This is a genomic window from Planotetraspora thailandica (genome assembly GCF_016863335.1).
Taxonomy (GTDB): Bacteria; Actinomycetota; Actinomycetes; order Streptosporangiales; family Streptosporangiaceae; genus Planotetraspora; species Planotetraspora thailandica.
In genome coordinates, this window is record NZ_BOOR01000062.1 from 1 (window position 1) to 19500 (window position 19500).

The window sequence follows — 19500 nt, forward strand, 5'->3', positions numbered from 1 at the left end:
CATCGAACACCTGATCGATACAATCCATCCGAAGGCAGTTCCTGCGCCAGGTTGCAGCTTCGACGCCGGCTGCCGTACCTCACGAAGAGCCACATCAGTGGATGGGCTCGATTCAGGAAGAGCCGGCTTGCATAACCGAGCAGAGCACGCGAAGGCCGATGATCCTCTTACGCCCCGAGAACCACCCCTTGCGCCACGACTTGCGGCACGGCGAGCGGGCCCACCTTGTGCCGCCTCCACCGCCACACGAGGTGGGCGCCGTACCGCCCAAGGAGATCGCCGCCGGGTCCTCCCCCGCGGGCGGTACGGCCATACGAGGTTGCGGCCATGCACAGTGCGACTGCGTCAGCACCATGGAGCCTGGGCTCATCGCCCGGCCGCGCCTTGTATGAACGCGCTCAGGCCATGGAGACCAGGCGAGCGCCGCCGTCGGCTTCAATGACCGTGCCGGTCATGTTGGCGTTGGTCGCGACCATGACCACGACCTCGGCCACATCGTCAGCGGTCGCGATGCGGCGGGTGGGCAGCACCTGGGCGGCTTGGTCGAAGTAGGCCTGCCGAGCCTCGTCGGGCAGGCCGCTCCACCAGGGCGTGTCGACGATGCCGGGTGACACTCCGTTGACACGGATGGGTGCCAGTTCGACGGCGAGGGGTTTGACCAGCGCTTCGACCGCCCCGTTGACCGCGGCGATGCCTGCGGTGCCGGGCATGCCGGTCCTGGCGGTTATCGCGCTGAGCAGCGTGATCGAACCGCTGGGCGCGAGATGCGGCAGAGCCGCCTGGACTGTGGTGACGTGCCCCCAGAACTTGGCGTCGAAGGCGCGGCGCAACATGGTCAGATCCAGTCCTGCGATCGGCCCCGGCCCCTCGCTGCCGCTCAGAGAGACGACCAGCCAGTCGATCCTGCCGATGGCCTCGAGCACCTGGGTGATCTGAACGAGGTCGCCGCCGTCGGCCTGGTGACCGATCAGCTCCGGGTTCGTGACGGCGACGGCGTCGAGGCGTTCCTTGCCTCGGCCGGCGATGTGCACGGTGGCGCCGAGGTCACGCAGCCTGCGGGCGGTGGCAAGGCCGATGCCCGACGTTCCGCCGACGACCAGTGCGGTGTGCTGGCTCAATTTCAGCTCCAATTTCGAACCGTAACGTCTCGTCTCGATTCAAGCTAGCATGGGTGGCGATGAGCGAGAAACCCGTTACTTCCAGGCCCGGTCGCAAGCGCAGCGAGGAGAGCCGCTTGGCGATCCTGACCGCGGCGTTCCAACTCGTCAGCGAGGTGGGCTATGCGGGCCTGACCATCGAGGGCATCGCCGCGCGCTCGGGAACCGGCAAGCAGACGATCTATCGCTGGTGGCCGTCCAAGGCCGACGTGCTCCTCGACGCGGCGGTCACCAAGGCCGACCTGTACATTCCGATCCCGGACGAGGGAAGCTACGAGGCCGACCTGCGGGCGTTCTTGCACATCACTTTCGCCATCGGCAGTCAGCCGCAGGTCGCCGACGTGTTGCGCGCGCTCATGGCGGAGGCGCAGGTCGTTCCCGAGTTCGGCGACCGGTTCCGCTCAGTGTTCCTGCGCCATCGTCGCAACGCTCTCGGGACGGTTCTCGAGCGGGCGCGGGAGCGCGGCGAACTGCCCCCGGGCCTGTCGCCGGGCACGATCACCGACATCGTGTTCGGCACCTTGTGGTATCGGCTCCTCGCCACCCATGAGCCGCTCGACGATCGCCTGGTCGAGGAACTCGTCGCAATGCTCACCGGATCGGCGAAGTCCTCAGGCTAGGTGCCACCTCGACCCGGGGCACCAAGGCGCCGTCAGCTGAGACGGGCGGCCACGGCGGTGGCGGTAAGGCGCTCCAGCAGGGGGCCGGCTTCGGCGATGCAGCGCTGCATGTCAGGCTCGATGTCGGTCAGCGCGTAGGCGGCCTCGATGCCCGCGGCCCGCAGCTCCTCGTCGCCGATGGACCGCCGCCCGCAGACGGCGACGACAGGCACGCCGTGTTTGCCCGCCGCGGCGGCCACGCCCACGGGGGCCTTGCCCCGCAGCGACTGCTCGTCGATCGAGCCCTCCCCCGTGATCACCAGCCGGGCCCCCTCGACCTGGTGGTCGAAGCCGAGGAGCTCTAGCAGATAGCCGATGCCCGGGCGGATCTCTGCCCGCAGGAACGCCAGCGCGGCGAAGCCCACGCCGCCCGCCGCGCCTGCGCCCGGCCGGCCCGCCACGCCCATGCTGCGCACGACGCCGTCGTGTTCGATGGAACCTTCGAGGCCGTGGGTGTGCACCGCGACCGCGGCCAGCCGGGTCAGGCCCGCCTGCAACACGGACACGTCTTCGGCCATGGCGCCCTTCTGCGGGCCGTACACGGCCGCGGCGCCGTGCGGGCCGAGCAGCGGGTTGTCGACGTCGCTGGCGACGACGAACTCCACGCCGCTCAGCTCGCTCAACGCGGACGCGTCGATGCGGTCGAGCCGGCTCAGCGCGGCCCCGCCGTACGGCAGGTCTTCGCCGTGTTCGTCCACCAGTCGTACGCCGAGGGCCTGCACCATGCCGGCTCCCCCGTCGGTGCACGCGCTGCCGCCGAGTCCGAGCACGATCCGGGTCGCGCCGTGCCGTACGGCATGGGCGATGAGCTCGCCCGTGCCGTAGCTGGTGGCGGTGAGCGGCGCGGTCCGGCCACCGGGCAGACGGCGCAGGCCGGACGCCTCCGCCAGCTCGATCACCGCAACCCGCGCCGTCATCTCTGACGTCGCGTCGTCCGAAGGGGTGTCGCGCACGGCGTACGCCGCCAGGACCCGCTCCCCGGTGGGCCCGGTGACCTCGACCTCGACCCGGGTGAACCCTGATGCGACGACGGCGTCGACCGTGCCCTCGCCGCCGTCGGCCACCGGCAGGGACACCACGGGCACCTCGCCGAACCCGGCGGCCCGCAACCCTTCGGTCACGTGGGCGACCACCTGCGGTGAGGTCAGCGATCCCCTGAACTTGTCCGGCGCGATGACGACGTGCCCGTTCATGATCCCCTTTTCGCCGGCTCGTGACGCTGACGCCGTCCATCATCCCGCCGTCCACCGTCCCGCCGTCCATCCGGCACCGGCGACGGGGTGCCGGGCCGGACGGACCAGCTCAGTGCGGCAGCCCGGTGTAACCCGGGAAGTTGCCCGGCAGACGCTCTCCTTCCGGTCCGACCGTGACGGCTCTGACCAGCAGTTCGCCTCCCACGAACGCGCCGCGCCAGGATGCGCCGAGCCCGCCGAACAGCTCCTCGCGGTCGCCCCGGGAGCGGGGCGCGTTGATGCCCACCTTGAACGCGCGCACCTCGGAGGCGAGCCGCGCCGCGGTCTCCTCCTCATCGCACGAGATGGTCGCGACCAGGGCGCCGTTGCTCGCGTTCATCGCGGCCAGCAGCTCGGCCTCGGTGTCGACCACCACGATGGTGTCGACCGGGCCGAACGGCTCGGCGTGCCGCAGCGGCGACGAGCCGGGCGGAGCCAGGATGGCCACCGGCGCCAGGTAGGCGGAGGTGTCCTGACCGTTGAGGAACCGACCCTCCGACAGCGAACCCTGGTAGAGCGGCACACCGCCCCTGGCGATCGCCTCGTCCACCTGGTCGGCCAGCTCCTTCACCTTGGTGTTGTTGATCAGCGGGCCGAAGTCGAGCTCGGGCAGCGGGTCGCCGGCCGACTCCACGGCGAGGGGATGGCCGAACCGCACCGACCGTACGGCCGGCAGGTACGCCGCCAGGAAGTCGTGGAACAACGTGCGCTGCACGATGAACCGCGGGTACGCCGTGCAGCGCTGCTTGGCGTAGTCGAACGTCTTGCGGATCTGACCGGTCAGCTTGTCCCAGTCGCTGTACTCCCACACCCCCCAGCAGTTGAGCCCCTCCTGCTCGAGGATGTGCCTGCGGCCGAGGTCGGCCAGTGAGGTGGCGACCATGGCTCCGGCGTCCCGCCCCCCGACGAACGAGACGCACCCGAGCTCCCGGCTGCGGACCAGGGCGGGGGACAGTTCGGCCCCTCCCCCGCTCACCAGCGTGATCGGCAGCCCCTCGGCGACGGCCAGGGCGACGGCCAGGGTGAGGCACGCCAGGCCGCCGTCGGTCGGGGTCTTCGCGATGGCGGCGTTGCCGGCCAGGGTCTGCACAAGCATCGCGTGCATGAGCACGCTCAGCGGATAGTTCCAGCTCGCGATGTTGCTGACCGGCCCGGGCAGCGGGGCGCGCCCCTCCACCATGGAGTCGATCTCCTCGACGTACCAGCGCACCCCTTCGATGCACCGGTCGGCGTCGGCGAGGGCGAGCTTCCAGGGCTTGCCGATCTCCCACACGAGCAGGAGGGCGAGCAGTTCGCGGTGCTCCGTCATGGCGTCCAGCGCAGCGGTCACCCGGGCCTTGCGCTCGGCGAGGGGCACGTGACGCCACTGCTGGTGCTCGTCGAGGCCGGCCCGGACCGCCCTCGACGCGGTGGACCGGTCGAGGCGCGGCGGGCCCGCGATGGTGGTTCCGTCGACGGGCGAGGCGGCGGGAGCCGGGCGGCCGTCGCGCTGCCACATCCCGGCCCAGTGGTTGAGCACCCGGTCGTCGTGGAAGGCTTCCGGCGCCGCCGTACGGCATCGGGCGTAGGCGTCGGACCAGGCCGTGCCGGGCTTGAGCAGGAGGGGCATGCGCGGTCTCCTCAATCTCAGTCGGACCAGTCGATGGCGAGGGCGAGCTCGTCGGGCAGGGGCTCGAACTCCTTCACGGCGTCGAGCGACGCCCCCATGGCGGCGTTGGCCTCGCGCTCCACCATCACCTCGACCAGCACGGGCAGCTGAGCGCGCTCAGCCTCGTCACTGGCCCAGGCGAGGGCGCCGGCGATGTCGCCGGGCTTGTCCACCCGCCGTGCGGGGCAGCCGAACGCCTCCATGACCTTGACGTGGTCGATCCCGCCCTCGCCGTAGTGCAGGTCGACGGCGTAGTTCATGTCGTACGGGATCTCGGCCTGCCTGATGAGCCCGAGATACTCGTTGTTGATCATCACGATCACGAACGGGATGCGGTACTGCGCGGCGACCGCGACCTCCTCCATGAGGAACTGGAAGGAGTAGTCGCCGACGACCGCCACGACCTGGCGGTTGGGATAGGCGCACTTGACGCCCATCGCGGCAGGCACCTCCCAGCCCAGCGGTCCCGCCTGCCCGCAGACGAGATAGCGCCGCGGCAGGTACGTCTTCTGGAACTGCCCCGACCAGATCTGGTAGAGGCCGATCGCGGTGACGAAGGTCGTGTCCTGGCCGAAGAACTCGTTGATCTCCTTGAAGACCCGCGGCGGCTTGATCGGCACCTCGTCGAAGTCGTCGCGCCGCAACAGCGTGGAGCGCAGCTTGTCGACCTTCTTCACCCAGCGTCCCGGCTTCCTGGACGGACCGCGGCGGCGCGCCTCCTCGGCGAGGGCGCCCAGGGTGGGCCGCGCGTGACCGACCAGGCCCAAGTCGGGCTCGAAGACCTTCCCGATCTGGGTCGGCTCGATGTCGGCGTGGATGAACCTGCGGCCCTTCCTGTAGGTCTCCAGGTCTCCGGTGTGCCGGTCGCCGAACCGCGCGCCGACCGCCAGGACGAGGTCGCTCTCCAGGAAGGCGGCGTTCCCCCAGCGGGTCTGGGTCTGGATTCCCGCCATGCCCGCGAACAGCGGGTGGTCCTCGGGGAAGGCGCCCTTGCCCATCAGGGTGACCTGGACGGGCACCTGGAGGTGCTCGGCGAGCGCGCGCAGCTCGGCCGACGCGTCCCCGATGATCACGCCGCCGCCGGCGAGGATCAGCGGCCGCTCGGCCGTCGCCAGCAGGTCGACGGCCGCCCGCACGGCTTCGGCCCGCGGCTCGGGCACCTCGATCGGGAACGGGCCGTCCAGCTCGGGGTCGTACAGGCAGGTGCCGCGCTGCACGTCGATCGGCAGGTCGATGAGCACGGGGCCGGGACGGCCGGAACGGGCGATGCGGAAGGCCTCGCGGAACACCCAGGGGGCCTGGGCGGGCTCCTTCAGCTGCACGGCCCACTTGGTGACCGGCTTGGCGATCTCCACGATGTCGACCGCCTGGAACGACTCCTGGTGGAGCTTGCTGCGCATCGCCTGCCCGGTGATGCAGATCATCGGGATGGAGTCGGCCAGCGCCGTGTAGAGGCCCGTGATCATGTTCGTGCCGGCGGGGCCGGACGTGCCGATGCAGACGCCGACGTTCCCGGTCACTCGGGCCCAGCCGTCGGCCGCGTGGGTGCCGCCCTCCTCGTGCCGCACGGTGATGTGCCGGACGGAGCTGTGCTGCAGCGCGGCGTACAGAGGGAGGATGGCCGCTCCGGGGATGCCGAACACGGTGTCGACGCCCTCGGACTCCATGACGGCGACGGCCGCCTCCATGCAGGGGATCCGCTTCACCGGGCCTCCCCCAGCGCCCGCGAGGGCGTGCGCCGCGTGACGGAAACGGTTCGCTCGTTCACGAGTTGATCCTTTCGATCACCTTGAGCAGTGCGGAGTGGTCGAGACCCCCGTGGCCCTGCGCCCTCGCAGCGGCGATGAGCTGCGCGACCATGCCGGTGAGCGGCAGGGACACGCCCGCCTCCCGCGCGGCGGCCGTCGCGATGCCCATGTCCTTGTGGTGCAGGTCGATGCGGAAGCCGGGGGTGAACTCCCGCTTGATCATGGAGTGCCGTTTGAGCTCGAGGATGCGGGAGCCCGCCAGGCCGCCGGCGAGCACGTCCAGCCCCGGCCCCGGGTCGACCCCGGACGCCTCCAGCAGCACGATCGCCTCGGCCACCAGGCCGTAGATCCCGCCGACCACGAGCTGGTTGGCGGCTTTCACCGTCTGGCCAGCGCCGTACGGCCCCACGTGCACGATGGTGGTGCCGACGTGGGAGAGCACCTGGCGGGCGGCCTCGAAGTCCTCCGCGCGGCCGCCCACCATGATCGAGAGAGTGCCGTCGACCGCACCGCGCTCGCCGCCGCTCACAGGGGCGTCGAGCGCGTGGACGTCCCTCGCCGCCGCCGCCTGGGCGACCTTGCGGGAGGTCTCCGGCCTGATCGTGCTGGTGTCGATGTACAGCAGGCCCGGCTTGGCGTGGGCGAGCAGGCCGTCGCCGGCGAAGGCGACCTCCTCGACCTGAGGCGAGTCGGGCAACATGGTGATCACGACGTCGGCCCCCGCCACCGTCTCGGCGATGCTCGACGCGGTCTTGCCGCCGATCGCCGCCAGGGCCGCCAGGCGCTCCGCGCTGACGTCGTAGCCCACCACCGTGTGGTCGGCCCGCACCAGGTTGGCCGCCATCGGGCTGCCCATGATCCCGAGCCCGATGAATCCGATGTTCATCCGTTCCTCCACGCGAAGCTCTCGGCGCTCGGGCCGACGGGTCGGTATTCGAGCCCGACGTGACCGCGGTATCCCACGGCCTCCAGCCGCTCGAAGATCTGCTTGTACGGCATGGCCCCGGTGCCCGGCTGTCCCCGCCCGGGGTCGTCGGCGATCTGCACGTGGCCGAACCTCCCGGAGTGCTCGTCGATGAGGGCCAGGACGTCCTCCCCCATGCGGTGCAGGTGGTACAGATCCGCGAGGAAGGCCACGTTGGGGGCGCCCACCGCGTCGATCACCTCGAAGGCGCCCGCCGACGACCAGATGGGGTAGTGCGGGTTCTCATGGGTGTTGATGGCCTCGACGACCACTGTGGCGCCGATGTCCCGCGCTGCCCCTGCCGCCAGCGCGAGGTTCTCCAGGGCCAGCTCGCGCTGGGCCTCGGCCGTCAGGCCGGGCACGCGGTTGCCGTACAGGGCGTTGAGGGTGCGGCAGCCCAGTGAGCCGGCCAGGCCGACGGCGGCGTCGATGTTCGCGCGGAACCGCGCGGAGCCGTCCGGCCGCGACAGCAGGCCGCGGTCGCCCGCCGCCATGTCGCCGGCGTCGAAGTTGAGCCCGACCAGGCGCACCCCGGCGTCCTCGACGGCGGCACGGAACCGGTCCACCTCCGCCTGGCCGGGCACCGGCCCGTCGAAGGGCCACCACAGCTCCACCGCGTCGAAGCCCGCCTTGGCCGCGGCCGCCGGCCGCTCCAGGAGCGGCAACTCGGTGAAGACGATGGAGAGGTTGACGTCGAACTTCACGATGCCTCCGGCTTGACGATCGACTTGTCGGGGTCAGCGGGACCCCATGACCTCGCGCATGAGGCGGGCGGTCTCGCTGGGGGTCTTGCCGACGCGCACGCCGACCTTCTCCAGCGCTTCCTTCTTGGCCTGGGCCGTACCGGACGAGCCCGACACGATGGCGCCCGCGTGGCCCATGGTCTTGCCCTCGGGGGCGGTGAAGCCCGCCACGTAGGCGACGACCGGCTTGGTCACGTGCTTTTCGATGTAGGCCGCGGCCCGCTCCTCGGCGTCGCCGCCGATCTCGCCGATCATCACGATCGCGTCGGTGCCGGGGTCGTCCTGGAACGCCTGCAACGCGTCGATGTGCGTCGTGCCGATGACGGGGTCGCCCCCGATGCCGACCGCGGTGGAGAAACCGATGTCGCGCAGCTCGTACATGAGCTGGTAGGTCAGCGTGCCCGACTTCGACACCAGGCCGATCGGGCCCGCCGAGGTGATGTCGGCGGGGATGATGCCCGCGCTGGCCTGCCCGGGGCTGATCAGGCCCGGGCAGTTGGGCCCGATGATCCGGGTCGTGCCCGCGGCCTGCGCGCGCGCCCACACGCGGAGCGTGTCGTGGACCGGCACGCCCTCGGTGATCACCACGCAGAGCGGGATGCCGGCGTCGACGGCCTCCTCGACCGCGCCCCTGGCGAACCTCGGCGGCACGAAGACCACCGAGACGTCGGCCCCGGTCTCGGCCATGGCCTCGGCGACGCCGCCGAAGACGGGCACCCGGCGCTCGCCGAAGTCGACCGACTGACCGCCCTTGCCCGGCGTCACCCCGGCCACGATGTCGGTGCCGGCCGCGATCATCCGGGCGGTATGGCGGCTGCCCTCCGCGCCGGTCATGCCCTGGACCAGCACCTTGCTGTCCTTGGTCAGGAAGATGGCCATCGTCGCTGCTCCTCTCGGCGGTTGACCTGTCAGGCCGCGGCGAGCTCGGCCACGAGCTCGGCGGCGCCGTCCATGGTGGTGACCACGCGGACCATCGGATGGCCGGCGTCGCTGAGGATGCGGTGCCCCAGTTCGGCGTTGTTGCCGTCGAGGCGGACGACGATCGGGCACCGCGGCCCCTCCTCCCCGAAGGTCTGCAGCGCGGCGACGATGCCGTTGGCCACCGCGTCGCACGCCGTGATCCCGCCGAAGACGTTGACCAGCACGGCCCGCACGTCCGGGTCGGACAGGATGATCTCCAGCCCGTCGGCCATCACCTGTGCCGAGGCCCCGCCGCCGATGTCGAGGAAGTTGGCCGGCCGTACGCCGCCGAACCGCTCGCCCGCGTAGGCCACGACGTCGAGCGTGCTCATCACCAGGCCCGCGCCGTTGCCGATGACGCCGACCTGGCCTTCGAGCTTGACGTAGTTGAGGTGCTTGGCCCGGGCGCGCGCCTCCAGGCCGCCGTCGTCGGCGCCGTCGGCGAAGGCGGCGTGGTCGTGGCGGAAGGAGGCGTTGTCGTCGAGGGACACCTTGCCGTCGAGCGCCAGGACCCTGCGGTCGGAGGTGCAGGCCAGCGGGTTGACCTCGACGAGCAGGGCGTCCTCCTCGACCATGACCTCCCACAGGCGAACCAGCGTGGCGGCCGCGGCGTCGTGGACGTCCTCGGGCAGGCCGGCGCTCGCCGCCAGCAGCCGGGCGGTGTCGAGGTCGACGCCGGTCAGGGCGTCGATGGGGATGCGGGCCAGCGCGTGGGGCTTGGTCGCCGCGACCTCCTCGATGTCCATCCCGCCCTCGCTGGAGACCATCGCGAGGAGCGTGCGGTTGGCCCGGTCGACCAGGAAGGCCGCGTAATACTCCTCGAATCCCCCGGTGGCCTTCTCCACGAGCACGGTGTGGCTGGTATGGCCCTTGATGTCCATGCCGAGGATGCGCCTGGCCTCGTTCTCCGCCGCGGCGGGCCCGGGCGCGAGACGCACCCCGCCGGCCTTTCCTCTGCCTCCGGTCTTCACCTGGGCCTTGATGACCACCGGGGCCTTCAGCTCCGTCGCGATCAGGCGGGCTTCCTGCGCGGTGGCCGCGACCCTTCCTGGGGGGACCGTTATCCCGTGCCGTGCGAACAACTCCTTGGCCTGGTGCTCGTACAGGTCCATCGGGTTCTCCTTTAGGGGGCTTCGTAGACTGTATACCGTATGTAGTCGACGCGGTCTAGGTCTCGACAGCGGCCGATTCTCGGGATATTCCATACAGTATGGAGAAAGCACAAGAGGTCCGAGACTGGCAGGGCCGCGCCTATCTCGTGGGCGACACGCCCCAGGACCTGATCAATCGGCCCAGGTCGTGGATGCTCTGGCTGCCATGGGCGGCGATGATCGCCATCGCTCCCCTGCAGTACGGCTACGCCGCCGCGCTGCCGGGCCTCCTCTCCTCCGCGGGCCGCTCGGTCGCCGGCGCGCTGGTGCCGCTGGCCGTATGGATCGTCTTCCAGGCCGTGGTCGCCCTCCCCACCGCTTATCTGGTGCGGGGCGGGCGTCTCGACGTGCGGGCCGCGCTGCGCGTGGGCGCCGTGCTCAGCGGCGCGGCGATGCTCACCGTGGCGTTCTCCGACGGAACGGCGGCGATCCGCACCGGCTACGCGCTTCTCGGCGGAGCCGGGGCCGGGCTCGTCTACGGCGTGTGCACCGAGACGGTCGCGCGATGGTTCCCCGAGCGCCCGGGCACCCACGTCGGCTTCGCCACCGGAGCCTTCGCGTACGGCGCCGCCCCCCTCGCGGTGGTCGCGGGCCTCGGCTCCGGCGGCGGCGTGAAGGTCGCGTTCGGCGTCTCCGGCGTGCTCGCCCTGGCCGTCATCGGCCTGGCCGCCCATTTCGTACGGCTCCCGCCCCGGCGCTGGTGGCCGCCACACCTGGACCCGCGCGAGCACGCGCTCGACAGCCTCGTGCTGCGCAGGACCCCGCCGGCGCTGCGGGAGTTCTCCACCGGGCAGGCCCTGCGCACCGGGGCCTCGACGTGCCTGGCGGTGATCCTCATTTGCGCGGGAGCCGTATCGATCTTCGACGTCGTCGCGGTGGCCACACTGGAGCGGCCGGTTCCGTGGGTGGCCCTCACCCTGCTCATCGCGCTGAACGGCGCGGGGCGGGCGTGCGCGATGCTCGCCTCCGAGCGGTTCGGCCGCAGGCGTGTGCTCAGCACGGTGCTGGCACTGCTCGCGGTGGGGCAGCTGCTCTTCTCCGCCGGCGTGGCGGCCGAGTCGGGCGGCCTGGTCCTGATGGCGGCCGTGTTCGCCGGTCTCGGCGGCGGCGCCTTCTATCCGCTCATCGCCAGTCTCGTGCGCGAATTCTTCGGCCAAGAGCGCACGGCCGAGATCCACAGCGTGGTCTACAGCACGAAGGCGGTCGCCGGGGCGCTCGGCGTCGCGGTGGCCTATCTGGCGATCACGTCGGCGAACCAGCCGACGGTCTTCCTGGCCATGGGGGCGGTGGCGATCGTTTCGCTCATCGTGAGTCATCGACTGCGCCGCCCCGGACGCCCGACTACGCTTCCGGCCAGCGTGTGATCGGGTTCACAAACAGTGGCCAAGCGTTCAACTGTATGCTGTAGGCGGTCTACGAGAAACAGTGATGGGAAGAATGCGGCACTTGGCCGCACCCGTCGCCTCATTCTGGAGTGATGGACATGTTGCGGTCCGAATTGGCGAACCAGGGAGCCGCTCCCAAGATCGCGCGGCCCGTACCGCTGCGGGAAAGCGTCTTCGAGGCGCTTCTGGAGCTGATCCTCACCGGCCATCTCAAGCCCGGGCAGCACTTGGCGGAAAGCGAGCTCGCCGGCCTCCTCGGCGTCTCGCGCCAGCCGATCAGGGAAGCGCTTCAGCTGCTCAGCGGCGAGGGGTGGGTCGACCTCCACCCCGGCCACGGCGCCTTCGTGCACTCCCCCACCGTGCAGGAGGCCGACCAGCTGCTTGCCGTACGGACTCTCCTGGAGACCGAGTCGGCCAAGCTCGCGGCGCGTCACGCGACCAGCGAGGGCGTACAGCGGTTGCGGGCGTTGTGCGCCCGCGGGCTGGCCGCCATGGAGGCCGACGACGTCGACGAGTCGGTCGCGGTCAACTCCGAGTTGCACGCGGCCGTGACCGAGCTGTCGGGCAACAAGGTGCTGACCGAGCTGGCCGCCCAGGTGGCCAGGCGCGTCCGGTGGTACCACACGCCCGTGGCGCGCAAGCGGGGCCGGGCGTCGTGGATGGAGCACACCGAGCTGGTCGACGCCATCGCGGCGGGAGACGAGGAGCGCGCGGCCGACGTGATGCGCAAGCACACCGAGCACACGCGGCAGTCCTACCTTGAGCAGCGGGAGTCGGAGCCGGTCGAGGCGGCACCCGAGCCCATGCGGCGGCGCAGGCCCCGCTCGCCCAAATAAGAGACATTTCACATCTGGGCCGTTTCTTCTGAATGCGGCGGGCCGGCCGTGCTTTCCGCCGGCCCCGCCCTTTTGAATCCCTAATGCGCCGATCCGCGCGTTCTTCCCCGATTTGTTTTCACGGCCAAGGCCGATCGCGCATGCCCGCCCGAGGATTCGCCGGCCTGCGCCCGTTCCCTCGGACAGAATTGACATGGAATTCACGGGCGCTCCGTTTGGTTGAAACACCCCGGGTAGAGAATTTCAAATGGCCCGGAAATGGGGCCGGCAACAGAACCAGGAAGGAGAATCGCGATGAAGGCGCTGGCGAACAGGCTTCGCAAGCTTCTGGACGAGCCGGTGGGTCATCCCGCGGACGGGCGGATGATCGGGCTCGGGCTGGCGGCGGCCATGCGCAAGCAGGGCTCCGCCGACGGCGTGGAGCGTTACCTCACGGAGTGGGCCGCCGATCGCAGGATCGACGTCTCCCGATGACCACGGGCGGGAGGCTCCAACGAGGAGACCTCCCGCCCGTGGCCAGGCCGGAACATCAGTTGTCGACGGACACCTGGTCCTTTTCGACCTCGGCGCTCTTCTTGCTGTCGCTGCGCGACTTGAGCAGGCTGGCGACCGTGGTGATGGCCAGCGTGCCGATGATGACGCCGAGGGACGCCGTGATCGGCACCTCGGGCGCCCACGAGACGCCGTCGTGATGGAGGGCCTCCAGCACGAGCTTCGCCCCGATGAAAGCGAGGACCACCGACAAGCCCTTGTTGAGATAGACCAGACGCTCCAGCAGTCCCCCCACGAGGAAGAAGAGCTGGCGCAGGCCCATCAGGGCGAAGACGTTGGCCGTGAACACGATGTAGGGCTCCTTCGTGAGGCCGAAGATGGCCGGGATGGAGTCCAGGGCGAAGAGGAGATCGGAGGTTCCGATCGCCACCATCACGATCAGCATCGGGGTGACCAGGCGGCGCCCGTCGATCCGGGTCGTCATGGCCGCACCGTGGTAGGTGTCGGTGGCCGGCACCAGGCGCTTGACCGTGCGGAGGGCGATGTTCTCCGAGAAGTCCGCCTCCTCCTCTTTCTCGGTGATGAGCTTGTAGGCGGTGTACGCGAGGAAGGCTCCGAAGATGTAGAAGAGCCAGTCGAACCGCGTGATCGCCTCCGCTCCCACCGCGATGAACAGACCCCTCATGACGAGTGCCAGCACGATTCCCGTCATGAGCACCTTCTGCCGGTACTGATGCGGCACCGAGAAGCGGCTCATGATGATCAGGAAGACGAACAGGTTGTCGACGCTGAGGGAGTATTCCGTGATCCAACCGGCGAAGAACTCCCCGCCGTGGGTGGGGCCGGCGATGAACACCATGCCCAAACCGAAGACCACCGCGAGCATCACGTAGAGGCTCACCCACCACACGCATTCACGGAACGACGGCTGGTGCGGATTGCGTGAGATGAGGTAGAAGTCGATGGCGAAAACGGTAAGGAATACGCCGATCGTGGCCAGCCATACCCACACGGGCAGGTTCATCGTGCTCCTTTCTCTCCCTGCCTCATCGCCCGCCGCCGCTCACGCGCTCGCCAGAGGTTCTCGGCGTGCGCGATGTACCGTTCAAGCAGTTCGTGGGCCACAGGGTTGTGACGCGCGATGCGCATGAACCAATGCGGCGCCAGGCGCTCGTGCAACCAGACGAAACCGATCGCGAAGCCGAGGCTCACGACCGCCTGGTAGGCGAGGAAGAACAGCAGTTCGTCCGACAACGCCACCCGTCCGAAGACGACGTGGCTCGTGACGGCCTCCTGGATGAGGCGGGCGAGCGGGAAACCGACCAGCCAGTACAGTCCCGCCGGGGCGAACACCCCTGGCTGGAACAGGCTCCGGCCGAGCAGGAAACCGTACCCCGCCCCGAGCAGGCCGAGGGGAACGGCCAGTGACAACGCGGAGACCAACGCCCAGGCCCCTGAGTTTCCCGCGAGGAGGGTCAGACCACCGGCCATGGCCCCCGCGATGACTCCGATCAGCAGCCCGGGCAGGGCCACCTCTGCGTGTAAACGGGCGCGATCCATCAGTCGAGCACCACGCCGTACTTGAAGAGGCTGTAGAACAGCATCCCGAGGTAGAACACCGCGCCGAATCCGATGATCAGGTTCGTGTACAGCTTGGGCCGAATCGGCTTGGGCAGCATGCGGTTGTTCACCAGCAGGAGCGTGACGCAGTAAGCGCCCATGGCGAACGTCGACAGGAAGGCGAGGGTGTCGAGGATCGCGCCGGGGCCGTCCGCGGGGCCGAACAGCAGGATGAGGATGCCGAAGATGATGACGGCCCACAGGAAGCCGGCGTAGAGCTTGGAGATGCCGAACTTCTTGGCGCCTGGGACGAAGTGATAGGACATGTCCGCCTGACCCCGGGAGAAGGAGTCGAACAGACCGAGGGTCGCGTTCAATCCGATCAACGCGATGAAGCCGAGGAAGACCGCGCCGAGGACCGAGCTGCCCGCCGAGGAGAACGAGTCGGACATCGCGTTGAGCGACGCCTCCCGGTCACCGGCGAGGATCAGCTCCTTGACGTTCGAGTTCTGCCGCGACGCCGCCTGGGCGAGCACGGTGAACGAGACCGTCACCAGCATCGTGATGCCCCAGAAGAGCAGGAAGGCGTCGAAGGTGACCCAGCGCCGCCAGCCCTTCCACTTGCGCATCTCCTCGGGGTTGTCGGTGTCGAACATGAAGCCACGCGAGGGCATGGCCTCCTCTTCACCGGCGTGCCGCAGTCCGCGGATCTTCGGGATGTGGGCGCCCATGCCCGCGCCGGAGTCGCGCAGGTGAAGGGTGTACCACATCTGCTGCATGCCCGAGGGGCCGGCGAAGGCGATCGAGCCGACGATGACGGGGAACCACGTCGGGGACAGCGCCTCATCCGGGATGTAGCCGAAGGCGAACATGCCGGTGATCGTGCTGGACAGGTCCTGCCAGCTGCCCACCATCGCCGCGATGATCGCGGTTCCGACGACCAGTGTGCCGATGAGGATGCTCAGCACGTTCTCGAGCAGGTTGTAGATGACCTTCGCCAGGCTGAACACGATCCCGACGAGGACGAGTCCTACGCAGGCCGTGACCACCCAGGGTATTCCGGTGATCTTCTCGAAGGCCGCGGCGCCCGCCGACAGGTGCCCCGGCCAGATGTAGACGAGGATCGCCACCGCGAAGAAGAACCACATCAGCGGCTTGAAGACCCGGGCGGCGCCGAAGAAGATGCTCTCGCCCGTCGCCATGGCGTAGCGGGCCATCTCCAGCATGACCACGGCCTGGAGGGTGACGCCGATGAGGAAGAGCCATCGGATCTCCGGGCCGAAGAGCAGGACCAGGCGAGGCCACATGTAGGACTCGCCCATGCCCACGCCGAGCGCGACCAGGAACACGGTCGGCCCGAGGATGTGCACCGAGGGTGGGGCGTCGGGTAACGGCCGGATGGGCATCGGCTCCAGCCGGCCCGCCTTCCACACTCGTTCTTCCTGCGCCGGCGTGGTGCCGGCCTGACCGGCCCCCGACGCCGGCGTTCTTGATGTCTCCACCTAAATCCTCCTGGGGAGTTTGATCTTTCTAGTGCAGCCTTGAACGCCCCCTCAGTCGCCCCGAAAGCGGCCGGCTCAGCCGCTCAGCAAACCCGCGGCCCGGGCCCAGCGGTATTTCGCGCCGAGCACGGCCACCGGCTTCTCCGTCGTGTATGGATAAGCCACCACGCCGTGTTCGAACAGGTAGTCGCACGCCTCCTCTACTTCCGTGTCGCCCGCGAGGGACGCGACCACCGGCTTCGTGTTGCCCTTCGCTCTCTCGTCCGCCACCACACGGGCGATCAGTTCCGCGAAGACCATTGGGGGGGTCACGATGGTGTGCCAGTAGCCGAGGACCAGTGCGTGGATGCGAGGGTCGGACAGGCCGAGCCTCACGGTGTTCTCGTAGGTGCTGGGGGGTTCACCTCCGGTGATGTCGATCGGGTTCCCTGCCGCCCCGAAGGGGGGGATGTAGGCGCGGAATGCCTCGTCGAGATCCGGGGGGATCTCCATGAGCGTGAGGCCGTTGTCCACGCAGGCGTCGGAGAGCAGCACGCCCGAGCCGCCGGCTCCGGTGATGATGACGACGTTCTCGCCCTTGGGGGTGGGCAGCAGCGGCAGCGACCGGGCGTACTCGAGCATGTCGTTCAGCCCGGGAGCCCTGACGACGCCGGCCTGGCGGAGGATGTCGTCGTAGACCTTGTCGTCGCCGGCGAGCGCGCCCGTGTGCGACCCCGCCGCCTTGGCGCCCATCGCGGTGCGTCCCGCCTTGAGCACGATCACCGGCTTGGTCGTGACGACCCGCCGGACCGCGTCGACGAAGCCGCGCCCGTCCTTGAGGTCTTCGAGGTGCATGGCGATGGCGTGGGTGTTGTCGTCCTGCTCGAAGAAGGTCAGCAGGTCGTCCTCGTCAACGTCGGCCTTGTTGCCGACGCCCACGATCGCCGACACGCCCATCTTCGTCGTACGGCTGAAGCCGAGGATGGCCATGCCGATGCCGCCGCTCTGCGAGGTGAGGGCGACGCCGCCCTTCACGTCGTACGGCGTGCAGAACGTCGCGCAGAGGTTCTCCGGCGTGTAGTAGTAGCCGTAGATGTTCGGCCCGAGCATGCGCACACCGTGCCTGCGGGCGATCTCGACGATCTCCTTCTGGCCTTCGACGTTGCCCGTCTCGGCGAAGCCCGACGGGATCATGACGGCGCCCGCGACGCCCTTGCGGCCGACCTCCTCCAGGGCGGCGGCCACGAACTTCGCGGGGATCGCGAACACGGCGACGTCGACCTCACCCGGCACGTCGGCGATGCTGGGGTAGGCGGGGAGGCCGAGGATCTCGGGGGACTTGGGGTTGATCGGATAGATATGCCCCTTGTAGCCACCGTTGATGAGGTTACGCATAACCGAATTGCCGATTTTTCCGGTCTCGCCGGAGGCGCCGATCACAGCCACCGAACGCGGCTTGAAGATCCGGTTCATGGAGGTCAGGATCTGCTCGCGCGGGAGCCGTACGGGCTCCTCGACCGGCCCGGAGGCCAGCAGGATGCGCACGTCGGCGGCGATGGCGCCGTCGGCGGTCGCGAAGACCGGGTTGAGGTCGATCTCGGTGATCTCGGGGAAGTCGCCGACCAGGGCGCCGACCCGCTGGATCATCGCCGACAGGGCGGCCCGGTCGGCGGGGGCGGCGCCACGGGCGCCCTTGAGCACCTCAGCGGCCTGGATGTCGTCCAGCATCCCGGTCGCCTCCGCCTCGGTGAGCGGGGCGAGGCGGAAGGTCACGTCCTTGAGCACCTCGACGAGCACGCCGCCGAGGCCGAAGGCCACCACCTTGCCGAACGTCGGGTCGGTGACGGCGCCGATGATGACCTCGTGGCCGCCGCCGACCATCTGCTGCACCTGGACGCCGTCGATCACCGCGTCCGGGTTGTACGCGCCGGCCGACGCGATGATCTTCGCGTAGCCGTCGCGCACCGCCTCGGGGGTGGCGAGGCCGACGAGCACGCCGCCCGCCTCGGTCTTGTGGAGGATGTCCGGGGAAACGATCTTGAGGACGACGGGCAGGCCCATGCGGATGGCCAGTTCCACCGCCTCGTCCGCGGAGGTGGCCAGGCCCTCGCCGGGGGTGGCGATACCGTACGCGTCGCAGATCAGCTTGCCCTCCGGGGCGGTCAGCCCGGTGCGGCCTTCGGCCCTGGCTTTCTCCAGGACTTCGCGCACCGCTTGACGATCCGGAGTGTGGGGGGTGATCGGCATTCAGATGACTCCGTTCGACTTCAGAGCGGCCAGCTCGTCGGCGTCCACGCCGAGGGCCGCGTAGATCTCGTTGTTGTGCTCGCCGAGAAGCGGCGGCGTGGTCACGTTGACCGGGGAATCCGAAAGGCTCAGGGGGCTGGCGACCGTCGCGAAGGTGCCGCGCTCGGGGTGCTCGACGTCGACGATGATCCCCTCGGCCCGCAGCGAGTCGTCCTCGATGAGCTCCTTGGTCGACAGGATCGGCCCGCAGGGGATGTTCTCGGCGTTGAGCGCGTCCAGCACCTCCCACTTGCCGTGGAGGCTGGTCCAGTCCTGGATGAGCTGGAACATCTTGTCCAGCTTCGGCAGCCGCGCCGCCGGGGTCGCCCACTCGGGGTCGTCCGCGAGCTCCGGCCGGCCGATGATCCGGGAGAGGGGGGCCCAGCCGGGCGGCTGGACGATCACGTAGATGTAGTCGTTGGGCCCGCCGGGCGCGCACTTGACGGCCCATCCCGGCTGACCGCCGCCGGAGGCGTTGCCCGAGCGGGGCACGTCCTCGCCGAAGGTCTTGTTGGGGTATTCGGCGAGCGTCCCGTGGACCAGGCGCTGCTGGTCGCGCAGCTTGACCCGGCACAGGTTCAGCACGGCGTGCTGCATCGCCACCTGGACCCGCTGGCCGCGGCCGGTGTGGGTGCGCTGGTACAGCGCGGCGAGGATGCCGGCGACCGTGTGGATGCCGGTGCCGGAGTCGCCGATCTGCGCGCCGGTGGCCAGGGGCGGGCCGTCCTCGAAGCCGGTGGTGCTCATCGAGCCGCCCATCGCCTGCGCGACCACCTCGTAGGCCTTGAAGTTGGCGTACTTGCCAGGGCCGAAGCCCTTGATCGAGGCGTAGATGAGCCGGGGGTTGAGCTCCTGCAGCCGCTCCCAGGTGAAGCCCATGCGGTCGACCGCGCCGGGGCCGAAGTTCTCCACCAGGATGTCGGCGTCGCGCACCATCTCGGTGAACAGTTCCTTGCCGCGCTCGCTCTTCATGTTGAGCGTGATGCTCTTCTTGTTGCAGTTGAGCATCGTGAAGTAGAGGCTGTCGACGTCGGGCACGTCGCGCAGCTGCTGGCGGGTGATGTCGCCCGTGGGCGATTCGAGCTTGACGACGTCGGCGCCGAGCCAGGCGAGCAGCTGGGTGCAGGACGGACCGGACTGGACGTGGGTCATGTCGAGGACGCGCACGCCCTCGAGGGCTCTGGTCATCGCGGCGCTC

The 19500-nt window shown here is 69.6% G+C and carries 17 protein-coding genes; 4 read left to right on the forward strand and 13 right to left on the reverse strand.

Annotation, left to right across the window (positions count from 1 at the left end):
* Window positions 1-398: 398 nt before the first annotated feature.
* Window positions 399-1130, reverse strand: coding sequence for an SDR family oxidoreductase (locus Pth03_RS32860; protein ID WP_203948347.1), 732 nt, complete (start codon window positions 1128-1130; stop codon window positions 399-401).
* 104 nt (window positions 1131-1234) lie between these two features.
* Here Pth03_RS32860 and Pth03_RS32865 point away from each other — a divergent pair, with 104 nt between their 5' ends.
* Window positions 1235-1777: a TetR/AcrR family transcriptional regulator gene (locus tag Pth03_RS32865; RefSeq protein ID WP_239119546.1), complete on the forward strand. Its 543-nt coding sequence runs from the start codon at window positions 1235-1237 to the stop codon at window positions 1775-1777.
* 32 nt (window positions 1778-1809) lie between these two features.
* Here the strand turns inward: Pth03_RS32865 and Pth03_RS32870 are convergent, their stop codons facing one another.
* The 7 genes from Pth03_RS32870 to sucC all read right to left on the reverse strand — a co-directional run bounded on the left by Pth03_RS32870 (window position 1810) and on the right by sucC (window position 10223).
* Window positions 1810-3009 carry a glycerate kinase gene (locus Pth03_RS32870; protein WP_203948349.1) on the reverse strand — a complete coding sequence of 400 codons (1200 nt, stop codon included), beginning with the start codon at window positions 3007-3009 and terminating at the stop codon, window positions 1810-1812.
* Between the two features lie 109 nt (window positions 3010-3118).
* Complete coding sequence (locus Pth03_RS32875) at window positions 3119-4657, reverse strand: aldehyde dehydrogenase family protein (protein ID WP_203948350.1); 1539 nt, start codon at window positions 4655-4657, stop codon at window positions 3119-3121.
* A gap of 17 nt (window positions 4658-4674) precedes the next feature.
* Window positions 4675-6402, reverse strand: coding sequence for a glyoxylate carboligase (gcl, locus tag Pth03_RS32880; protein WP_203948351.1), 1728 nt, complete (start codon window positions 6400-6402; stop codon window positions 4675-4677).
* Window positions 6403-6460: 58 nt separating this feature from the next.
* Window positions 6461-7330, reverse strand: coding sequence for a 2-hydroxy-3-oxopropionate reductase (locus Pth03_RS32885; RefSeq protein WP_203948352.1), 870 nt, complete (start codon window positions 7328-7330; stop codon window positions 6461-6463).
* On the reverse strand, window positions 7327-8112 hold the full coding sequence (locus Pth03_RS32890; protein WP_203948353.1) for a hydroxypyruvate isomerase family protein: 786 nt from the start codon (window positions 8110-8112) through the stop codon (window positions 7327-7329). Before Pth03_RS32890 ends, Pth03_RS32885 begins: the two co-directional genes overlap by 4 nt.
* Before the next feature lie 33 nt (window positions 8113-8145).
* The gene (gene sucD / locus Pth03_RS32895) at window positions 8146-9030 is read right to left on the reverse strand and encodes a succinate--CoA ligase subunit alpha (RefSeq protein ID WP_203948354.1); all 885 of its coding nucleotides are present in this window, start codon (window positions 9028-9030) and stop codon (window positions 8146-8148) included.
* A 29-nt stretch (window positions 9031-9059) separates the two neighbouring features.
* Window positions 9060-10223: an ADP-forming succinate--CoA ligase subunit beta gene (gene sucC / locus Pth03_RS32900; RefSeq protein WP_203948355.1), complete on the reverse strand. Its 1164-nt coding sequence runs from the start codon at window positions 10221-10223 to the stop codon at window positions 9060-9062.
* 98 nt (window positions 10224-10321) lie between these two features.
* Between sucC and Pth03_RS32905 the strand changes: the two genes are divergently transcribed.
* The 3 genes from Pth03_RS32905 to Pth03_RS32915 all read left to right on the forward strand — a co-directional run bounded on the left by Pth03_RS32905 (window position 10322) and on the right by Pth03_RS32915 (window position 12957).
* Window positions 10322-11626 (forward strand): MFS transporter, encoded by a 1305-nt coding sequence (locus tag Pth03_RS32905; RefSeq protein ID WP_203948356.1) that lies wholly within the window; start codon window positions 10322-10324, stop codon window positions 11624-11626.
* 119 nt (window positions 11627-11745) lie between these two features.
* Window positions 11746-12483, forward strand: coding sequence for a GntR family transcriptional regulator (locus tag Pth03_RS32910; protein ID WP_203948418.1), 738 nt, complete (start codon window positions 11746-11748; stop codon window positions 12481-12483).
* 294 nt (window positions 12484-12777) lie between these two features.
* Complete coding sequence (locus tag Pth03_RS32915) at window positions 12778-12957, forward strand: hypothetical protein (RefSeq protein ID WP_203948357.1); 180 nt, start codon at window positions 12778-12780, stop codon at window positions 12955-12957.
* A gap of 55 nt (window positions 12958-13012) precedes the next feature.
* On the opposite strand, the gene Pth03_RS32920 is transcribed toward Pth03_RS32915, so the two are convergent.
* From Pth03_RS32920 to frc, 5 genes are all read right to left on the reverse strand, one after another.
* Window positions 13013-13999 (reverse strand): TerC family protein, encoded by a 987-nt coding sequence (locus Pth03_RS32920; RefSeq protein WP_203948358.1) that lies wholly within the window; start codon window positions 13997-13999, stop codon window positions 13013-13015.
* Window positions 13996-14535 carry a hypothetical protein gene (locus Pth03_RS32925; protein WP_203948359.1) on the reverse strand — a complete coding sequence of 180 codons (540 nt, stop codon included), beginning with the start codon at window positions 14533-14535 and terminating at the stop codon, window positions 13996-13998. The genes Pth03_RS32920 and Pth03_RS32925 overlap by 4 nt, the downstream gene beginning before the upstream one ends.
* A complete protein-coding gene (locus Pth03_RS32930) occupies window positions 14535-16037 on the reverse strand; it encodes an Nramp family divalent metal transporter (protein WP_203948360.1) in 1503 nt (500 codons plus the stop codon). The genes Pth03_RS32925 and Pth03_RS32930 overlap by 1 nt, the downstream gene beginning before the upstream one ends.
* 75 nt (window positions 16038-16112) lie before the next feature.
* Window positions 16113-18263 carry an acetate--CoA ligase family protein gene (locus tag Pth03_RS32935; RefSeq protein ID WP_203948361.1) on the reverse strand — a complete coding sequence of 717 codons (2151 nt, stop codon included), beginning with the start codon at window positions 18261-18263 and terminating at the stop codon, window positions 16113-16115.
* Window positions 18264-19490, reverse strand: coding sequence for a formyl-CoA transferase (frc, locus tag Pth03_RS32940; protein WP_203948362.1), 1227 nt, complete (start codon window positions 19488-19490; stop codon window positions 18264-18266).
* Window positions 19491-19500 lie beyond the last annotated feature (10 nt).